Annotated in this window: 16 protein-coding genes; 13 read left to right on the top strand and 3 right to left on the bottom strand. The window is 75.5% G+C overall.

Features of this window, described 5'->3' with window-relative positions; all coding sequences use genetic code 11:
* The first annotated feature begins 47 nt into the window (after positions 1–47).
* From K0V08_RS12790 to K0V08_RS12730, 13 genes are all read left to right on the top strand, one after another.
* On the top strand, positions 48–590 hold the full coding sequence (locus K0V08_RS12790) for a hypothetical protein (protein ID WP_011931566.1): 543 nt from the start codon (positions 48–50) through the stop codon (positions 588–590).
* Between the two features lie 225 nt (positions 591–815).
* Positions 816–1,757, top strand: coding sequence for a ferritin-like domain-containing protein (locus tag K0V08_RS12785; protein ID WP_079531184.1), 942 nt, complete (start codon positions 816–818; stop codon positions 1,755–1,757).
* Positions 1,758–1,918: 161 nt separating this feature from the next.
* Entirely contained in the window at positions 1,919–3,100 is a 1,182-nt protein-coding gene (locus K0V08_RS12780; protein WP_079531181.1) for a helix-turn-helix transcriptional regulator, read from the top strand.
* A gap of 205 nt (positions 3,101–3,305) precedes the next feature.
* On the top strand, positions 3,306–3,743 hold the full coding sequence (locus K0V08_RS12775) for an Asp23/Gls24 family envelope stress response protein (protein WP_011931563.1): 438 nt from the start codon (positions 3,306–3,308) through the stop codon (positions 3,741–3,743).
* Positions 3,740–3,928 (top strand): DUF2273 domain-containing protein, encoded by a 189-nt coding sequence (locus K0V08_RS12770; protein WP_015489105.1) that lies wholly within the window; start codon positions 3,740–3,742, stop codon positions 3,926–3,928. The genes K0V08_RS12775 and K0V08_RS12770 overlap by 4 nt, the downstream gene beginning before the upstream one ends.
* Positions 3,925–4,299, top strand: coding sequence for a hypothetical protein (locus K0V08_RS12765; protein WP_011931562.1), 375 nt, complete (start codon positions 3,925–3,927; stop codon positions 4,297–4,299). Before K0V08_RS12770 ends, K0V08_RS12765 begins: the two co-directional genes overlap by 4 nt.
* Entirely contained in the window at positions 4,296–4,874 is a 579-nt protein-coding gene (locus K0V08_RS12760) for a hypothetical protein (protein ID WP_079531179.1), read from the top strand. Before K0V08_RS12765 ends, K0V08_RS12760 begins: the two co-directional genes overlap by 4 nt.
* Complete coding sequence (locus tag K0V08_RS12755; RefSeq protein ID WP_079531176.1) at positions 4,871–5,476, top strand: hypothetical protein; 606 nt, start codon at positions 4,871–4,873, stop codon at positions 5,474–5,476. The genes K0V08_RS12760 and K0V08_RS12755 overlap by 4 nt, the downstream gene beginning before the upstream one ends.
* An 89-nt stretch (positions 5,477–5,565) precedes the next feature.
* Positions 5,566–6,027: a phage holin family protein gene (locus K0V08_RS12750; RefSeq protein WP_011931559.1), complete on the top strand. Its 462-nt coding sequence runs from the start codon at positions 5,566–5,568 to the stop codon at positions 6,025–6,027.
* Positions 6,028–6,232: 205 nt separating this feature from the next.
* A complete protein-coding gene (locus K0V08_RS12745; protein ID WP_011931558.1) occupies positions 6,233–7,477 on the top strand; it encodes a glycoside hydrolase domain-containing protein in 1,245 nt (414 codons plus the stop codon).
* Between the two features lie 93 nt (positions 7,478–7,570).
* Positions 7,571–8,998 (top strand): serine hydrolase, encoded by a 1,428-nt coding sequence (locus K0V08_RS12740; protein WP_174240015.1) that lies wholly within the window; start codon positions 7,571–7,573, stop codon positions 8,996–8,998.
* Between the two features lie 36 nt (positions 8,999–9,034).
* Positions 9,035–9,445, top strand: coding sequence for a hypothetical protein (locus tag K0V08_RS12735; protein WP_079531173.1), 411 nt, complete (start codon positions 9,035–9,037; stop codon positions 9,443–9,445).
* The gene (locus tag K0V08_RS12730) at positions 9,438–11,252 is read left to right on the top strand and encodes a DUF2207 domain-containing protein (RefSeq protein WP_079531170.1); all 1,815 of its coding nucleotides are present in this window, start codon (positions 9,438–9,440) and stop codon (positions 11,250–11,252) included. The genes K0V08_RS12735 and K0V08_RS12730 overlap by 8 nt, the downstream gene beginning before the upstream one ends.
* Before the next feature lie 12 nt (positions 11,253–11,264).
* Here K0V08_RS12730 and K0V08_RS12725 read toward each other — a convergent pair whose 3' ends face one another.
* From K0V08_RS12725 to K0V08_RS12715, 3 genes are read right to left on the bottom strand one after another with little or no spacing between them, the layout of a single operon-like run.
* On the bottom strand, positions 11,265–12,725 hold the full coding sequence (locus K0V08_RS12725; protein WP_079531168.1) for a salicylate synthase: 1,461 nt from the start codon (positions 12,723–12,725) through the stop codon (positions 11,265–11,267).
* A 10-nt stretch (positions 12,726–12,735) separates the two neighbouring features.
* Positions 12,736–13,455: a 4'-phosphopantetheinyl transferase family protein gene (locus tag K0V08_RS12720; protein ID WP_079531166.1), complete on the bottom strand. Its 720-nt coding sequence runs from the start codon at positions 13,453–13,455 to the stop codon at positions 12,736–12,738.
* On the bottom strand, positions 13,448–15,166 hold the full coding sequence (locus K0V08_RS12715) for a (2,3-dihydroxybenzoyl)adenylate synthase (RefSeq protein WP_079531163.1): 1,719 nt from the start codon (positions 15,164–15,166) through the stop codon (positions 13,448–13,450). Before K0V08_RS12715 ends, K0V08_RS12720 begins: the two co-directional genes overlap by 8 nt.
* Positions 15,167–15,204 lie beyond the last annotated feature (38 nt).

The raw sequence follows: 15,204 nt of genomic DNA, 5'->3' as shown, positions 1-15,204 counted from the left end.
CAGCGGTCGCCCGGCGGGCGGCCACGACGACGACCGGGAGAAGCACCATGTCAGAACGCAACACCGTCATCAGGAGCATGCACGACCTCGGCCTCGCGGCCTGGTTCGGCGGCTCCCTCATGGGCGCCGTCGGCCTCAACGGCGCGGCCGCGAAGGCGAAGCAGCCGCAGGAGCGCGTGCGCCTGGCGTCCATCGGGTGGGCCCGCTGGGCGCCCGTGCAGCTCGCCGCCCTCGGCGCGCACGCCATCGGCGGGCTCGGTCTCATCGCCGCCAACAAGGACCGCCTGAAGTTCCAGGGCGAGGCGCGCACGAACACGAAGGCCAAGACCGTGCTGACGCTCGGCGCAGCCGGTGTGACGCTGTACTCCGCGCTCGTCGGCGCGCGCATGGCGAAGCACGCCGACGAGGGCGCCGCGGGCACGACCGAGCCCGGCGCCGGCACCTCGGACGAGCTGGCCAGCGCGCAGAAGCAGCAGAAGGCGCTGCAGTGGGCGATCCCCGCGCTCACGGCGGTGCTCGTGATCCTCGCCGCGCAGCAGGGCGAGCAGCAGCGGCCGATCGCCGGCTGGGTCGACCGCTTCCGCAGCTAGTCGCGACACCGGACGACGGCGGGGTGCCCACGGGCGCCCCGCCGTCGTGCTGCCGGGCGCCACCCCCGGACGCGGGGCCTGGCCCGCATACCGGTAGCCCGGGACCGGATCCCAGCAGGATGGGGGCGCTAAGGCATTGCGCACGATGGGGATTCGGGCGGATCGTGAGCCACGCGGATGCCCATGGACGAGCCATGCGCACCGCCGACCTCCTCGGAGCGTGCCATGTTCGACAAGAAGTTCATCAGCCAGGCCATCGACCGGAGCGCGCAGTCGCCCCTGGATCGCCGTCGTTTCTTCAGCGCCGCGGGCGTCGCGGGTCTCGGCGTCGGCGCCGCGGCCCTCATCCCCGCGACCGGAGCCCAGGCCGCCGACGCGCAGGCGGAGGCCGACGCAGGAGCCGTCACGGACGCCGCCGTCCTCAACTTCGCGCTCAACCTCGAGTACCTCGAGGCCGAGTTCTACCTCCGCGCCGTGACCGGCAACGGCCTCGTCCCGAACGACACCACGGGCGTCGGCACCCTGGGCGCCGTGACCGGCGGCCGCGCGGTCCAGTTCCAGGACTACGCGATCCGCCAGTACGCGTACGAGATCGCGCAGGACGAGAAGGCGCACGTCAAGTTCCTGCGCGCCGCCCTCGGCTCCGCGCGGGTCGCGCGTCCCGCGATCGACCTGGACGCCGCCTTCACGGCCGCGGCCCGCGCCGCCGGCCTCATCAGCGGCACCCAGACGTTCGACGCGTTCGCCAACCAGGAGAACTTCCTGCTGGCCTCCTTCATCTTCGAGGACGTCGGAGTGACCGCGTACAAGGGCGCCGCGCCGCTCATCACGAACAAGACCTACCTCGAGGCCGCCGCCGGCATCCTCGCGGTCGAGGCGTACCACGCGGGCATCATCCGCTCGCAGCTGTTCGCCCGCGGCCTGGCGGCACCCGCCAACGCCATCTCGAACGCGCGCGACTCGCTCGACGGGCGCACCGACCTCGACCAGGGCATCACGGTCGCCGGCGGGGCGAACCTCGTGCCCACGGATGCGAACAGCATCGCGTTCAGCCGCACGACCGGCCAGGTGCTCAACATCGTGTACCTGAACAGCAAGGCCGTGAACCGCGGCGGGTTCTACCCGGCCGGCATCAACGGCAGCATCACCACGAGCGCCGCGAACTAGCGGCAGCGGGCGGGTCGGGGCGCCACGGAGGCGCCCCGACCCGGCCCGTCCGGCCCGGCGGCCGGACGAGGATCGCCCACGAGAAGCGTGACGAACGCCCCGCCGGGAACGTCAACTCCATGACACGCGATCGGATCCCGGTCGCGCAGGACGGAGGATCCATGAGCACCGCTTCCGCGCCCGACGGGCGCCATCGCGAGTCGTCTCCCCTGCACGCGCTCCCCGCGCTCGACCCCGAGCGCGCCGGCGGCATCGGCCTGCCGGGCACCCCCCGGTCGGCGCCTGCCGCCCGAGCGCACGACGCCGACGCGACCGTCGACACCATCGCTCCCCACGAGGGCGGCGGGCGGCCGGACGAGCGGGACGCGGATCTCGCGGAGTGGGCCGCGGAGTCCCCGAGCCCCGCGCTCCGCCGCGGCCACATGGCCGGCACGGACATCGACGAGGCCGTCGCGCGCTACGGCGCGCTCTTCCCGGGCACCGAGTTCCGCGCCGCGAAGGGTCCGGGCGACTTCTCGTACCGCTACTCGTTCGTCGGCGACGAGAACGTGACGCTCCGCTCGTCGGTGTTCCCGGCCGAGCACTGGGGGCGCCTGCCCGTGCTGCCCGACTACGTCGTCGCCTGGTGGCGCGAGGGATCGGGCGCGGTCGACGTCGGCTCGCACGAGGTCCGCTCCAGCGGGACCCGCCCCTTCCTCCTGCCCTCCGGCCGGTCCTTCAGCTTCCGCTCGGAGCCGGCCGTGCAGAACCTCGTGCACATCGACGCGACCTTCCTCGAGGAGACCGCCGCGGAGCTGCACGAGGGCCGATCGCGCCCCCTCGTCTTCGACCACACCCGTCCGCCGTCGCCCGAGCAGACCACCGCCTGGCGCCACGCCGTCGGCGAGGCCAGCCCCGTGCTGCAGGACGCCACGTCGAGCCCGCTGCTGCGGATGCAGGCCGGCCTCCTCGTCGCGCGCGCCACCCTCGAGCTGTTCCCGTGGCACGACGTGCCGTTCAGCGCGGAGATGCGGGCACCGCGCATGAGCGCCGTCCGCGCCGCCATCGAGTACCTGCACCACCACGCCGACCGGCCCATCACGCCGGCGGACGCGGCCCGGGCCGCGGGGATCAGCACGCGCGTGCTCCAGCTCGCCGTGCGGCGCCACGAGGACACGACCCCGAGCGCGCTGCTCCGCGGGATCCGGCTCGACCGCGTGCACGCCGAGCTGCGCGACGCGTCGCCCACCACGACCACCGTGCGGGCGGTCGCCGAGCAGTGGGGCTTCGGCCACCTCGGCCGGTTCGCCGCGTCCTACTCGGAGCGCTTCGGCGAGCTGCCGAGCGCGACGCTGCGCGGCTGAGGGGCGCCAGGCGGTATCCGCTCCCGCCCCCGGCCGTGTCCGGCAGACGAAGCGGTGATCCCCCTCCCTGGGAGTCGCCTGAACCGCGTGCCGAACCACCCGGTCCATGCGTCTGAATGACGAGGCGGGATCGCGAGGCACCCTCGGATCCGCGCCACGCAGCAGCACCACCACCACCGTCCGACCACCACGAGAGAGAGACACCATGTCGAGCATCACCCCCACGTCCGCGTCCACCGGCGTCACCGGCACCGGGACCACCGGCGGCAAGAACACCATCGCCGACGGCGTCATCGAGAAGGTCGCCGGCATCGCGGCCCGCCAGGTGGCCGGCGTGCACGACCTCGGCAACGGCGCGGCCCGTGCCGTCGGCGCGATCCGCAACGTCATCGGCCAGCAGGACCGCGGCCAGGGCATCTCCGTCGAGGTCGGCGAGACCCAGGTCGCCGTCGACGTCACGCTCATCGCCGAGTACCCGGTCGACCTGCAGCAGGTCGCCGACGACGTGCGCTCCGCCATCACCGACGCCATCGACCAGGTCGTCGGCATGGAGGTCACCGAGGTCAACGTCACGATCACCGACGTGAACCTCCCGTCCGACAAGTCGTCCGACGACGACGCGGCCGAGAAGCGCGTCCAGTGACCCCCACCGTCACGGGCCTCCTCGTCGGCGCGGTCCTCGCGCTCTCCGGGCTCGCGTTCGGCTTCGGCGGCTTCCTCCTCGTCCTGATCTTCATGGCCGTGGGCTTCGGCGTCGGCCGCGTCCTCGAGGGCAAGCTGGACGTCCGCGGCCTCGCCGACGCCCTCCGCGGGCGCCGGTCGTCGTGAGCTCCGCGATCGCGGCCCCCGGGACGCCCGGCACCGCGTCGCAGGCGACCCGCGGCCGCACCACGATCACGTCACGCGCGGTGCGCCGGGTGGTGTCCGCCGTCACGGCGGACGCCCTCGAGGTGCCGGCCGGCGACGTCTCCGTCACGCTGACGGACGCCGGCGGCAAGCTCACCGTCGAGGCGCGCACGCCCATCCGCGTCCCCGCCCTCTCGGACCGACCGGTCCGCGAGGGGTCGCTGGTGGAGCGCCTCACCGCAGCGCAGACCGAGGTCCGCGAGCGCGTGCTCGGCCTCACGGGATCCACCGTGGGCCGGGTCGACCTCCGGATCACGGGCGCGCGCATCCAGGAACGCAGGAGGGTCTCATGAGCACCGACAGCACCTACCGCCGCCTCGTGCGGCGGGAGACGCACTCGTCGCGCGCCGGGATCGCCATCACGCTCGCCGTGCTGCTGATCCTCGTGCTCGCCTGGCTCGGAACCGAGTCGGTCCTCGCGGCCGTCGGCACCGCGCCGCTGCTGCTCGCGCCCGCCGACCTCGCGTCGGCCACGCTCGACGCCGCGTCGGCCCCGGCCGGCGCGCTCGTCGCGATCGGCGTCGTCGTCGCGATCGTCGGGCTCGTCCTCGTCATCGTGGGCATCACGCCCGGCAGTCGCGGACGCCGCGGCGGCAGCGTGGGACGCACGGCGGCCGTCGTCGACGACCGCGTCATCGCCCGCTCGGTCGCCCTCACGGCGAGCTACGCGGGCGAGGTGTCGCCCGACCAGGTCGACGTCTCCGTCTCGAAGCGCCAGGTGCTCGTGCGGCTCACGCCCTCCTCGGGGTACACGCCGGACAAGGCCACCATCGAGCAGGCCGTCCGCGCCGAGCTCGACGGGTACGACTACACGCCGAAGCTCACCGCCAAGGTGACGCTCGCGAAGGACGGGAAGGTGGGCTCATGACCAGCACGAACAGGGCGCTGAACCGCCTCCTCGTCATCGTCGTCGGGCTCGTCCTGATCGCCGCGGGCGTCGCGCTCGGCGCGGGCAGCCTGCTGCCCGACGTGCAGTCGACGGTCTCCGGCGCCGCCTCCGACGCGAAGCAGCCCGTCGCCGACGCGCTCTCCGGCGAGCAGCCGTGGATCCTCTGGGTCGTCGCCCTCGTGGCGCTCGTCCTCATCGTGGTCCTCGCGTGGTTCGCGCTCCGCCAGGGGCATGGCCGCACCGGGACGCTCGTGCGCCTCGAGGGCGGTCGCGACGCGTCCACCCCCACCGGCGGATCCGTCGTCATCGACGCGAAGGTCGCCGAGCAGCTGCTCGGGGACGCCCTCCGCGACGACTCCGCGATCGTGTCCGTCGACGTCACGGCGTTCGACGTGGCGCACGCCACCACGCTGCGCGTCACCGCGGTCGCCCGCCGCGGCGTCTCGCCCGTCGCGGTCCGCCGCACGGTCGACGAGGCCGTGACCCGGCTCGACGCGGTGCTCGGCACCGAGGTGCCGGTCGTCATCCAGATCACCGGCGGCCTCCGCTCGAGCATGTCGAGCGAGACCCGCCTGGCCTGATCCATCCCGTGGCCGCCCCGGCACGGATCCTCTCGCGATCCGCGCCGGGGCGGTCGTCTGCCACCCATGCACGAGAGAAGAGACGCACCATGACCGACGACGACAGCTCCTCCCGCGGCGGCTGGCTGGGCGGATCCTTCGCCCAGAAGGCCATCGACCCCCTGCTCCGCGCGGTGCGCGCCGAGATCGACTCCGCGAAGCGCGAGATCGGCGAGCGCGCCCGGTCCGCCCGCTCGGGCGCCATCATGCTCGGCGCGGGCGTGGCGCTCGCCCTCGTCTCGCTGGGGCTCCTCGCCGCGGTGATCGTGGCGCTCCTGCTGCTCGCGCTGCCGCTGTGGGCGGCGACGCTCATCACGCTGGCGCTCTTCGGGATCGCCACCGCGGTCGTCGTGCGTGTCGGCATCGCGCGGCTGTCGCGCGGCGTGCCGCCCGTGCCGTCGGACACGCTGCACCACGCGCGCGACCGCATGCGCCCGGGCGACCGGGGCACCGGCGACGGCGGATCCGACGGGCCGACCGGCCCCGCGGCATCGGCGCCCTCCGACGGCTGACGCGCACCGCACCGCCCGGCTCCTCCTGTGGACGCCGGGCGGCCTCGCGGACAGGTCTCACGTACGGTGGCCGTTCACGCCCGCTCGGCCCGGCGGCACCACGCGTCGCCATCAGGCCGTCGGACAATCGCAGACCGCCGTCCCCCGGACTCGTCGCCCGCAACGCGGGCGGTCTGATCGGTGGTCCGGCATGGGAGGCACACCGATGAACCAGGCCCGACGCTCCGTCCTGTCCCGACGCTCCGTCCTGGGCGGCGCACTCGCCGCCGTCCCCGTCGCCCTCGTCGCCGCGGGTCCCGCGCACGCCGACGAGGCCACGACCCCCGCGACCCCGATCCCCGAGGTCCCGCTCGCGTCGAACGGCCGCCCGGTCGTCCGCGACATCCAGGAGCAGCTCGTCGCGCGCTACGGCGCCCGCACGGGCTTCCCCGCCGTCACCACCGACGGCGTGTGGACCGGCGACTCCCACAAGGCCCTCATCCACGCGCTCCAGCTGGAGATGGGCATCGACGAGGCCACCGCCAACGGCGTGATGGGCCCGCTCACCCGCACGACGCTCCAGAAGCAGGCGACCCTCACCGTGGGATCCGCCGACACCACCGGCTACCTCGTGCACCTGCTCCAGGCGTCGCTCGTGGTCATGAGCACGTGGGACGGGCCGGTCGACGGCACCTTCTCCGCCGAGCAGGGCGTGCGCATCTCCCAGTTCCAGCGCACGGTGGCGCTCCCCGAGACCGGCCTCGGCGACTACCGCACGTGGGCGGCGCTCCTCGCGAGCAACGGCGACCCGACGCGGCCGGGCAACGCGGCCGACGGCATCACCGTCATCACCGCCGAGCGCGCCAAAACGCTGAAGGACGCCGGCTACACCATCGTCGGGCGCTACCTCACGAACTCCGACATCCCCGACCCGCTGGAGAAGCGCATCCAGGACGGCGAGCTCGACGCGATCTTCGCGGGCGGCCTCAAGGTCTTCCCGATCTTCCAGGAGGGCGGGACCGACACCACGTACTTCTCGTACGACCTCGGTGTGCGGGCGGCCGGCCGGGCCGACGATGCGGCCCGCCGCCTCGGCTTCCTGCCGGGCACGCCCATCTACTACGCGGTCGACTTCGACGCGACGGGCGACGAGGTCGAGACGTACCTCGAGCCGTACTTCCGCGGGATCCACGCGGAGCTGAAGCGCCGCGGCAGCGCCTACCGCGTGGGCGTCTACGCCGGCCGCCGCATCTGCCGCACCCTCGCCGCCGCGCACCTCACCGAGCTCAGCTACGTGGCCGACATGTCCACCGGCTGGGGCGCGAACCTGGGCGTCAAGATCCCGGAGAACTGGGCGTTCGACCAGATCCTCGAGCACACGATCGGCACGGGCGACGGCGCGATCGGCATCGACACGAACGTCGTCTCCGGTCGCGACGCGGGCCAGAGCCGGGTCGAGCCGCGCGGCTGATCAGACCCGGGTACGACGCGACCCACGGGGCCGCCCGGACGATTCCCCCTCCTGGGGGACGCCCGGGCGGCCCCGTTCCTGTCGGATGGACGCATGCCTGCGTCCCCGCTCCGACCGACCCGTCCATCCCGCCCGCGCCGTCGCACGCGCACCGCGATCGCCCTCGCGATCGCCGCCGTGACCGCCCTGACGACCGCGTGCGCGGCGTCCCCCGCGGATCCCGCGACGTCGGCGCCCGTCGCCGAGCCCGTGATCCTGCCGGGTTCGGCCGTCGGCCAGCAGGCGCAGTGGCTGCTCGACACGGTCAACGCCGAGGAGCCGGTGCCCGTCCAGGGGACCGGCGAGCGCCTCGCGCAGGTGATGCTCGACGCGGCGTCGGCGGAGGACCTCGCGGCCGTGCTCGAGCAGGTGCGCGCCGGCCGCCCGTGGACGGCGACCGCGCACGAGGAGCAGGGCGGGCAGTCCGTCACCACCATCGCGAGCGAGGCGGGCGGCACCTTCGACATGACGGTCGCGGTCGACGACGCCGGGCTCATCGAGGGCCTGTTCTTCGGCGAGCCCGAGGGCGACCGCGAGCCCGCGACGAGCTGGGCGGAGCTGGAGGAGCAGGCCGCCGCGCTCGGCGGCGACGTGTCGCTCACGGTCACTCGCGCATCCGGCGGGGAGCTGGGCGAGCGGATCCTCGAGGTGCTGCCCGACGGCGTCGCCGCGACCGACGCGCGGCCCATCGGATCCATCGTGAAGCTCTACGTGCTCGGCGCGCTCGTGCAGGCGGTCGAGGAGGGCCGCATCGGCTGGGACGACCCGCTCACCGTGACCGACGACGTGCGCAGCCTCCCCTCCGGCGAGCTGCAGGACGCCCCGACCGGCACCGTCGTCAGCGTCCGCGACACCGCCGAGAAGATGATCGCCATCAGCGACAACACGGCCACCGACATGCTCATCCAGGCGGTCGGGCGGGAGGCCGTCGAGGCGGCGCTCGTGGACCTCGGCCACTCGGATCCGCCGCGGAACGTGCCGCTCATGACGACGCGCGACCTCTTCCGCATCGGCTGGCAGGACGACGGCGCGCTCCGCGCCCGGTGGGCGGACGGCGACGCGGCCGAGCGGCGCGCGCTCCTCGAGGCGCTGCCGGGCGGCGTCGTCGACGTACCGGTCACCGCGGTCACGGACGTCGTCTGGACCGAGGGCGCCGACTGGTTCGCGACCCCGGACGACATCGCCCGCGCGCACCTGCGCCTCGCCGAGCTGGCGGCGACGCCCGCCGGGGAGCCCGTGCGCGGGATCCTCGGAGCGAACCCGGGCCTGCCCGAGCCGGCGCGCTTCGACCACGTGGCGTTCAAGGGCGGCAGCTCGGTGGGCACGCTCGCGCTCTCCTACCTCGTCGATCGCGGGGACGACACGTGGACCGTGGTCGTGCAGGCCGCGGCGCGCGAGGCGTCGGGGCTCGAGAGGCAGTCGGCCTACGCGGGCCTCGCCGCCGACGCCGCGGCCCTGCTGGCGGCCGGATCCCGTGGTTGACTCCGAGAGCGGCGGGGGCCGCGCGAGGGGAGCACGATGACGAGCGCTGACGCATCCGGCACGGGGGACGAGGGCGGCCGGGACGAGGGCGGCCGGGACGAGGCCGCTGCCGCCGAGGTCCTCGAGGCGCTGCTGGACGCCGGCCCGCGCCGGCCCGTGCGACGGGCGGTGCGCGCGATCAGCACCGTCGCGCTCACGGCCGTGGGCTTGGGCGGGGACCTCGGCGGTCTCGGCCGGGAGGCGCAGCTCGTCGTCCGCCGGATCGACACGGGCCGCGAGGTCATGCGCACGGACGCCGGCGACCTCGACGAGGCGGACCGGCTGCTGCAGCGCGTGCGGCTCGACCTCGAGACCCGGAGCGTCCGCGACTTCGTCGCCGAGTGGCGGCTGGTCGACGCGGGGCACGGATCCGCGCCCGGCACGAGCACGGGAGCGACCGGTGCGTGAGCGCGCGGGGATCCGCGCCGGCCGCGCCGCCCGGATCCGCCTCGCGGTCGTCGCCGCGCTGCTGACAGCGCTCGCCATCCCGCTCGGCCTCGCCGCCCCGGCGCACGCCGACGTGGACGACTTCTCCTTCCGGTCGTTCGACGCCGTCTACCGGCTGTCGGCGGACGCGGACGGCCGCTCGGTGCTCCGCACCACCGAGACGCTCGTGGCGGAGTTCCCCGACCGGGACCAGAACCGCGGGATCCGCCGCGAGCTCGTGCGCGACTACGACGGCCACCCGACGGGCATCCGCGTGCTGTCCGTGACCGACGGCGAGGGCGTCCCGCGTGGGTTCGACTCCGACTCGGACGACGGCGCGCTCGTGCTCACCATCGCCGACGACGACGCGTACGTGCGCGGCGAGCAGACCTACGTCATCGAGTACGAGCAGCACGACGTGACCCGCGCGTACGCGGACACGGCGGCCGACGAGTTCTACTGGGACGTCAACGGGCTCGGCTGGGCGCAGCCGTTCGGGCGGGTGACGGCGACCGTCGAGATCGCGCCCGGGCTCCTCCCGCGGCTGACCGGCGGGGCGGACGCGGCGGCCGGCCCCGCGGGCGCTGACGGCCCGGCGGACATGCAGCGCACGGACGCCGGCTTCACGGCCACCGCGGAGGGCCTCGGTCCGCGCGAGAACCTGAGCTTCAGCATCGGGTTCGAGCCCGGGACGTTCACGCCGCGGGACTCGTCGTTCCTCGCCGCGCCCTGGCCGAGCCTGTCGCTCGCGGGCGCGCTGCTGGCGCTGGCCGCCGCCGCGGGCGCCCTCGTGCTGCGACGCCGGCGCCTGTCGGACGCGCCCGGCCGCGGCACGATCGTCGCCCAGTACGACCCGCCCGAGGGCGTCGGCGTGCTGGTCTCCTCCGTCATCTCGGGGAACGCGGCGCGCGCGACCACCGCGCTCCTACTCGACCTCGCGGTGCGCGGGGCGGTGCGGATCCTAGAGCGGGACGGCGGCCGGGAGAAGCCGACGTACTCGCTGGAGCTCGTGGATCCGTCGCGCGTCACCGACCCCGACGAGCGGCGCTTCGTGGCGGCCGTCTTCGGCGACGGCGCGGGCATGGGGGCCGTGAAGGACCTGGCGCGTACCGACGCGAAGGCGACCGCGCGGATCCGCGAGCTGATGGCCGCCGTCACGAAGCGCACGGTCGCGGACGGCCTCCGGAAGCCGCTGCCGACGGGCACGATCGCGCTGCTGCTGGTCGCCGCGTCGCTCGGCATGGTCGCCGCGGTCGTCTTCGCCGTGCTGTCGCTGGTGGACGCGTACGGCGGGCCGGTCGTGATCGCGTTCCTCGTCGCGGGCGTGCTCGCGACGGCGGTGACGATCCTGGCGCTGGTGAAGCACCCGCTCACCGAGCGCGGCATGGCCCTCCGCGACCACCTCGCGGGGCTCCGCGAGTTCATCCGGCTGGCCGAGGCCGACCGGATCCGCATGCTGCAGTCGCCCGAGGGCGCCGAGCGGCGGGACCTCCCGCGCGACGACCGCGACGCGCTGCGCCTCACCGAGGAGCTGCTGCCGTACGCCGCGATGTCCGGCCAGGAGGAGGAGTGGGCCGACGAGCTCGGCCGCCGCTACGAGCACGCGCGGGACCGGCCGGGCTGGTACGCCGGGCAGACGCCGTTCTCGCCCGCCGTGTTCGCGGCGAGCCTCGGGTCGGTGTCGTCGAGCATGCACGGGACGTACTCCGGCTCGAGCTCGAGCGGCGGATCCACGGGAGGCGCGACCTCCGGCGGCGGCGGCGGAGGTGGCGGGGGCGGCGGGGTCTGAGCCGCGGCGCCGTCACCGGCCGGCGGCGGCTCCGCGCGGGGCGCGCGCGCTGACGCCGGGCTCACCCGCGCTCGCGCCCGCATCCACCGACGCCGACGCATGCGCCGCGCGGCCGGGTTCGCGAGCGCGCACCACGTGGTCCGCGATGCTCGCCAGCTTCTCGCGCGTCTCCTCGAGCTCGCGCGCCGGAGACGATGCCCCCACGACGCCCGCGCCCGCCTGCAGCCACGTGGCCTCGCCGCGCCGGAACAGCGTCCGCAGCACCAGGGCCGCGTCGAGCGCTCCGTCCGGTTCGATCTGGAGGACCGCGCCGGCGTAGAGGCCGCGGTCGTGCCCCTCCAGTCGGCGGATGAGGTCGAACGCGGCGCGCTTGGGGACGCCCGACGCGGTGACGGCCGGGAACAGCGCGGCCAGCGCGTCCCAGCAGGTGAGGCCGTCGGCGAGCTCGCCCGCCACCCGGGATCCCAGGTGCTGCACCGTGCCACGCTCCTCCACCACCATGAACTCCTCGACGCGCACGCTGCCCGGGCGGCACACGGGTGCCATCTCCTCGACCGCGAGCTTCACCGAGATGGCGTGCTCGTGGATCTCCTTCGCGTCCGACAGGAGCTCCTCGCGCAGCCGCCGCGACTCGATCAGGTCGGCGACGAGCGCCCGCGTGCCGGCGAGCGGCTGGGTGCGCACGGTGCCCCGCGCGTCCACCGCGACGACGATCTCGGGGCTGAAGCCCACCGCCTCGATCCCGCCGAGGCCGAGCAGGTAGGAGCGGGCGGGCGTGTTGGCCCGGCGTCCGCGCACGAAGGTGGCGGGCAGGTCCACCTCGCCCGTGACGGGCACCCGGCGCGACACGACGACCTTCTGCAGCTCCCCCGCGTGGATCGCGGCGATGCCCGACGCGACCGCGGCGAGGTAGCGCGCGCGGCCCTCCTCGGGATCGACGACGCCGGGGCGGTCGGGTGCGGGGCAGGGGTGGGGCTCGGGCGACGGCGACGGCGCGGGCTCGGCCGCGCCCAGGATCCGCGCGACCTCCGCCGCCTCCCGCGCGTCCCCCGAGCGGACGGTCGCGAGGCCGTCGGCGATGACCACCTCCGTGCGCGGCAGGATCACGTGCAGGAGCTCCCCCGCCTCCGCGGCCACCGGCATGCCGGCGTGCGCGCGCGCCAGCTCGAAGCACGCGGTGCCGTAGGCGCGCCCGCGGTCGGGGCCGAGGCCCGCGAGCAGGCGGTCGACCACGCGCAGGGGCCGATCCCGCCACGGCACGACCACCTCCGCCTCGCCCCGGACGCGCAGGCGGACGACCCGCCGGTCGACCACGACCTCGGCCCACGCGCCGATCGCGCAGGAGAACCGCCCCGCCTCCTCGAGGATCACGTGCGGCTCGTCGCGGAAGGCCCGCGCGAGGTCGGCGACGGCGCCGAGCGGGTCGCGGGTGATCCGGAGCTCGGCTACGCGGGTCACGGGGGCTGCGGGCATGGGGTCTCCTTCAGGCGGGGCGGGCGACGGCGGACGGGATGCGGGGGACGGCGAGCCACGCGCACGTGAGGACGAGGCCCTCGGTGACGCACCATCCGCCGCGGTAGGCGGGGAACGGTATGGGGCCGGGCGCGGACCGGCGCGCCGTGAAGGCGCCGTCGGGGTGGAGCGTCACGTGGAGGTCCGCGAAGCCGAGCCACTCGCGGTAGCGGGCGAAGTGCGCCTTGCCCACGGACTCCTTGGCGCTGAAGAGCACGCAGTCCGCGTGGACTCCGGCGCCGAGCGGCGGATGCGGATGCAGCTCGCCCGCGAGGCCGACGATGTCCCTGGCCTCCCGGGGCAGGGGCGCGTGCGGCTCGGCGTCGATCCCGATGGTGCGCAGCGCGTCGATGCCCGCGACGACGGCGGCCCGGTACCCCGCGCAGTGCGTGAGGCTGCCGACCACGCCGCGCGGCCAGACGGGATCGCCGCCCCGGCCCTTCGGGATCGCGACGGGCGACGAGCCGGGGGCGTCGGCCGCGGCCCGGGAGGCGCCGCCCCCGCGCGCGGCCTCCGCGACGAGCGCGGCGAGGGCGGTGCGCGCGCAGGCCCGGGTGGCGGCGAACTCGCGCCGACGCGACGGCACCGCCCGGGCCACGGCGCCCGCCTCGGCCGGGTGCATCGCGTGCTCGCCGGCGGGACCGCGCTCCTCCGCCAGGACGGCCCCGGCGGGGAGGATCGCGTCAAGCACGGGTGTCCCCGTCGACCTCGTGGTGCGCGCCCGCGGCGAGCAGCGCCGCGACCTCGCCCTTGTCGATCTTGCCCACGGCGGTGAGCGGCAGCTCGGGCAGCACGACCACGCGATCCGGGTGCTTGTAGGCCGCGACCCCCAGAGAGCGGAGGTGCGCGACGACCGCGCGGCGATCGGGAGCGGGACCCGCGCAGGCGATGACCGCGACGGCGCGTTCGCCGAGGTCGGGATCCGGCACCGGCACCACGGCCGCCGCGCGCACGGACGGCAGCGCCAGCAGGTATCGCTCGACCTCCGCCGCCGCGTACTTCTCGCCGCCGCGGTTCACCTGGTCCTTCGCGCGTCCCGTGACGACGAGGTGCCCCGACGGGAGCCGCCGCACGACGTCGCCGGTGCGGTAGAAGCCGTCGGGCGTGAAGGCCGTCGCGTCCGCGTCGGGGGCCGCGTGGTAGCCGCGGAGGGTGCACGGCCCGCGGGTCTCCAGCTCGCCCGCCTCGCCGTCGGCCGCGAGGGAGCCGTCGGCGGCGCGCAGGCGGATCAGGTCGTCCGGGCTGATCGGGCGTCCCTGCGTGCTCCAGCGCAGCTCGGGCGGATCGCCGAGGCCGGTCATGCAGACGAGCCCCTCGGCCATCCCGTAGACCTGCTGGAGCGTCGCCCCGAGCGCGGGTTCCAGGGCGCACGCCGTGACGTCGTCGAGCCGGGCGCCGCCGACCTGGACGACGCGGAGGCTCGAGAGGTCCGCGGTCGCGTGCGCGGCCTCGTCGATCCACGCCCGCGCCAGCGTGGGGGTCAGGGCGACGTGGGTCACGCGCTCGCGGGCGACGAGCGCGAAGGCCGTCGCGGGATCGGGGTCGGGCGCGATCACGACGGTGCCACCCGCGTCGAGGACGCCGAGCGCGCCGGGGCACGCGAGCGTGAAGTTGAAGGCCACGGGCAGCACGGCGAGCAGCACCGCGTCGGGACCGACGCCGGACGCCCGCGCCGCCGCCCACGCGTTGTAGGAGTACTCCGCGTGGTGGCGCGGGATGAGCTTGGGCAGGCCCGTGGTGCCGCCCGAGTGCAGGAGGAGCCCGAGCCGGGGCGCGCCGTCGGGCGCGATCGGGTCGAGCCGCGATCCGGGTGCGGCGACGGCGCCCTCCGGCGTGCGCCCCCGGTCGCGGACCTCCTCCCAGGTCAGCGCGCCGTCCACGCGGCGGGACCCGTGCAGGATCACGAGGTCGAGCCCGGGGCAGGCCGCGCGCACCCCGGCCGCGAGGTCACGGCCGTCGTCGCGGCCGACGCGCTCCGCGAGGACCAGGCCGCGCGCGCCGCTGCCGGCCGCGAGGTGCGCGAGCTCCATGAGCCGGTGGCCCGGCATGGCGTGCACGGGCACGGCTCCCGCGCGCACGAGCGCGCACCACGCGATGAGGAAGGCGGCGCCGTCGGCGAGCTGCAGGAGGATCCGGTCGCCCGGGAGGACGCCGGATGCGGCGAGGCCGCGCGCGACGAGGTCGACCTCGGCGTCGAGCTCGGCGTGGGTCCAGCGCCCGCCGACCCCGACGAGGGCCGTGCGGTCGGGCACGCGCGCGGCGCTCCGCCGCAGGATGCCGTCGAGCCGCACGTCCGGCTCCTGCCCCGCCGCCCGGGCATCGTCGGCCATCGCGTCGACCCAGTCGACGCATCCGCGACCGGGCCCCGGACCCGGGCGCTCGGCGTGCTCGCGCTCGTACATGTGTCGGCGTCCTCTTCATGCCGTGGACGGATCTCGTC

The sequence above is a fragment of the Clavibacter michiganensis genome, assembly GCF_021216655.1.
GTDB classification, from domain to species: domain Bacteria; phylum Actinomycetota; class Actinomycetes; order Actinomycetales; family Microbacteriaceae; genus Clavibacter; species Clavibacter michiganensis.
This window is presented reverse-complemented; position numbering and strand designations above follow the sequence as displayed.

Excerpts from the sequence above, each read along its gene's own strand:
- K0V08_RS12790 (WP_011931566.1), top strand. The coding sequence starts at position 48 with ATGTCAGAACGCAACACCGTCATCAGGAGCATGCACGACCTCGGCCTC.
- K0V08_RS12785 (WP_079531184.1), top strand. The coding sequence starts at position 816 with ATGTTCGACAAGAAGTTCATCAGCCAGGCCATCGACCGGAGCGCGCAG.
- K0V08_RS12780 (WP_079531181.1), top strand. The coding sequence starts at position 1,919 with ATGAGCACCGCTTCCGCGCCCGACGGGCGCCATCGCGAGTCGTCTCCC.
- K0V08_RS12775 (WP_011931563.1), top strand. The coding sequence starts at position 3,306 with ATGTCGAGCATCACCCCCACGTCCGCGTCCACCGGCGTCACCGGCACC.
- K0V08_RS12760 (WP_079531179.1), top strand. The coding sequence starts at position 4,296 with ATGAGCACCGACAGCACCTACCGCCGCCTCGTGCGGCGGGAGACGCAC.
- K0V08_RS12755 (WP_079531176.1), top strand. The coding sequence starts at position 4,871 with ATGACCAGCACGAACAGGGCGCTGAACCGCCTCCTCGTCATCGTCGTC.
- K0V08_RS12750 (WP_011931559.1), top strand. The coding sequence starts at position 5,566 with ATGACCGACGACGACAGCTCCTCCCGCGGCGGCTGGCTGGGCGGATCC.
- K0V08_RS12745 (WP_011931558.1), top strand. The coding sequence starts at position 6,233 with ATGAACCAGGCCCGACGCTCCGTCCTGTCCCGACGCTCCGTCCTGGGC.
- K0V08_RS12740 (WP_174240015.1), top strand. The coding sequence starts at position 7,571 with ATGCCTGCGTCCCCGCTCCGACCGACCCGTCCATCCCGCCCGCGCCGT.
- K0V08_RS12735 (WP_079531173.1), top strand. The coding sequence starts at position 9,035 with ATGACGAGCGCTGACGCATCCGGCACGGGGGACGAGGGCGGCCGGGAC.
- K0V08_RS12725 (WP_079531168.1), bottom strand. The coding sequence starts at position 12,725 with ATGCCCGCAGCCCCCGTGACCCGCGTAGCCGAGCTCCGGATCACCCGC.
- K0V08_RS12715 (WP_079531163.1), bottom strand. The coding sequence starts at position 15,166 with ATGTACGAGCGCGAGCACGCCGAGCGCCCGGGTCCGGGGCCCGGTCGC.